The sequence below is a fragment of the Rhizobium sp. BK112 genome (assembly GCF_014193215.1).
Taxonomy (GTDB): domain Bacteria; phylum Pseudomonadota; class Alphaproteobacteria; order Rhizobiales; family Rhizobiaceae; genus Rhizobium; species Rhizobium anhuiense.
Window position 1 is genome coordinate 1 of the sequence record NZ_JACHYZ010000041.1, and the last position, 2355, is coordinate 2355.

4 protein-coding genes and 1 pseudogene are annotated in these 2355 nt (G+C 59.7%); 3 read left to right on the forward strand and 2 right to left on the reverse strand.

Going from position 1 to position 2355, the window contains the following annotated elements; all coding sequences use genetic code 11:
- Window positions 1-292, reverse strand: a 292-nt coding sequence (locus FHT75_RS35615; protein ID WP_183845827.1) for a PPC domain-containing DNA-binding protein, incomplete at its 3' end; no start/stop codon positions are given.
- 75 nt (window positions 293-367) lie between these two features.
- The gene (locus FHT75_RS35620; protein ID WP_183845829.1) at window positions 368-688 is read right to left on the reverse strand and encodes a plasmid stabilization protein; all 321 of its coding nucleotides are present in this window, start codon (window positions 686-688) and stop codon (window positions 368-370) included.
- Between the two features lie 146 nt (window positions 689-834).
- Between FHT75_RS35620 and FHT75_RS35625 the strand changes: the two genes are divergently transcribed.
- The 3 genes and pseudogenes from FHT75_RS35625 to FHT75_RS35630 form a co-directional block, all read left to right on the forward strand.
- Window positions 835-1728: an SDR family oxidoreductase gene (locus FHT75_RS35625; RefSeq protein WP_183845826.1), complete on the forward strand. Its 894-nt coding sequence runs from the start codon at window positions 835-837 to the stop codon at window positions 1726-1728.
- A 14-nt stretch (window positions 1729-1742) separates the two neighbouring features.
- Window positions 1743-1875: pseudogene (locus FHT75_RS36225) on the forward strand (ATP-dependent DNA ligase); the annotation flags it as partial.
- Window positions 1876-2044: 169 nt separating this feature from the next.
- Window positions 2045-2355, forward strand: a 311-nt coding sequence (locus FHT75_RS35630; RefSeq protein WP_183845828.1) for an Hsp20 family protein, incomplete at its 3' end; no start/stop codon positions are given.

Here is a 2355-nt window from a genome sequence, read left to right on the forward strand (position 1 = left end):
ATGGAGCTCCATCGAAATCGCGACCGACCTCGAGCGCCAACAGGTGACCGCCGACCGCTTCGAAGGAAGCGCTGCCGGCGGTGGCGTGCAGATGCGGCAGCGGTTTTCCGTCCTTCCAGGCAAGCGAGCCCGTCAAGTTGGTCACCTCAAGGTTTTCGAAGCTCTTCGGCTTGTATTCGCGGGCTTCGAAATCGAAGAAGCCGAAGGTGATCTGGCCAGCGAACCCGAAGCCAGAAAGCATGGCCGAAGGTATGTCTTCATCGACCATCAGCGTTCTCAAACGGGCAAGCACGTCGTCTCCCTGTCTCACAGAAATCCGTCAGGTGTTGGGATGTAGCGTTTCTGCTCCGTCACGGGACCCGACCGATCAATGATGGGCGCTGTGCTCGGCATTCCGCTTCCGCGTCGCGGCCGCCTTCTTTGCCGAAGCCGAACGGTCTGCGGCCGATCGTGACGCTGCCGCCTTGCCGCCTTTCTCGCCGCCTTTGTGGGCGGCCGGATGACCGGTATGCTTGCCTTGCCCGGAACCGCCGGCCTTCTTGCCGCCGCCATCATCCTTATTGACGGTCGCCCAGGCTCGGCGCTCGGCTTCCTTCTCTGATACGCCACGGTCTTCGTAGCTTTCGGCGATGTGGTCTGCCTTGCGTTCCTGCTTGTCGGTGTACTTGGACTTGTCACCACGGGGCATGACATTTCCTCCTTCGTTGATAATCAGGACGAACGACAACGCAAAAAGTTTGTTCCGAGCCGACGGCTTCATAGGAACAAAGGGATGAAACGGACGTTCGCGGACATGCATTCGCCATGCAATTCCGAAAAACCTTAGGTGTCATTATGAGCGACAAGACCTCCTTGAACGATCCTCGCACGATTTATCCAGCACCGCCTTTCCCAAACCAACCGCAGCAGGCGCCTGGCCTCGCCCGCAAGATGGGTCCCACGCCGGATCACGGCGAGGAGAGCTATCGCGGGTCGGGGAAGCTCACTGGCCGGAAGGCACTCGTCACCGGCGGAGATTCGGGCATCGGCCGTGCCGCGGCAATCGCTTTCGCGCGCGAGGGCGCCGATGTCGCCATCGCCTATCTTCCGGATGAAGAGGTAGATGCTAAGGAAGTGATCGGACTTATCGAAGCCGAGGGCCGCAAAGCCGTCGCCCTACCCGGCGACATCAAGGAGGAGCCATGGTGCCGGCAACTGGTCGACAAGGCGGTCTCCGGTCTTGGCGGTCTCGATATCCTCGTCATCAATGCCGGTCGTCAGCAGTACCGCGAGAAGATCGAAGATCTGTCGACCGAAGATTTTGACAAGACGATGAAGACCAATCTCTATGCGCTCCACTGGATCGCACAAGCCGCCGTTCCTCATATGCCGCCGGGATCCGCGGTGATAACGACCGCTTCCATTCAGGCTTATCAGCCATCGCCGATCTTGCTCGACTATGCCACGACAAAGGCCGGCATCGTCGCCTATACGAAGGCCCTTGCCAAGCAGCTGATTGAGCGTGGCATTCGCGCGAATGTCGTCGCACCCGGACCGGTCTGGACGGTTCTCCAGCCGAGTGGCGGGCAGCCAGACGAGAAGGTGAAGAACTTCGGCAAGGATAGCGACTTCGGCCGGCCCGGCCAGCCGGTCGAGCTGGCTCCCGTATTCGTCCTGCTTGCATCGCCAGAAGCAAGCTTCATCAACGGCGAGGTCTATGGTGTCACCGGCGGCAAGGGCGTCGCTTGAGCGGACCGTCTTCACAGGTTGTCATCGTCCAGGCGACGCTGATTGCCGAGATCGAATTCCGGGGCTGGACCGACGACGGCTCTGCGTCACGCCTTCTACAAAGGCTTGCCCGTTCAGGGTAATGCGGCCGTTTATGAAATGGTTTGAGCGGGTGGCAGAAGCCGAAAACGAGCAATTTTTTTCTGCCGCAGCTCTTGAATCCGAAATTCTCAAAAACCAAATCGATTGCCGCCAGCCGCTCAATGAAGGGCTGGCCTTGCTGGGAGCGCCGTCTTCGGCGCTTCCGTACCCATGTTGCTTCAAGGAGGATATGGCTATGGCAACATCTTACGACTATGCACCTCTCTATCGTTCGAGCGTTGGCTTCGACCGGGTTTTCAATCTTCTGGAAAACGCCCAGCGCGCCCGGTCGATCAGCGACTGGCCGCCCTATGACATCGTCAAGACCGGTGACGACAGCTACCGGATTTCGATCGCGGTGGCGGGCTTCACCCTGGACGAACTCGACATTACCTTCCAATCCAATCTACTGACGGTCACCGGCAAGAAGCAGGAAGCGGCCACCGACGGCTACCTGCATCGCGGCATTGCCGGCCGGCCGTTCGAGCACCGGTTCGAACTCGCCGA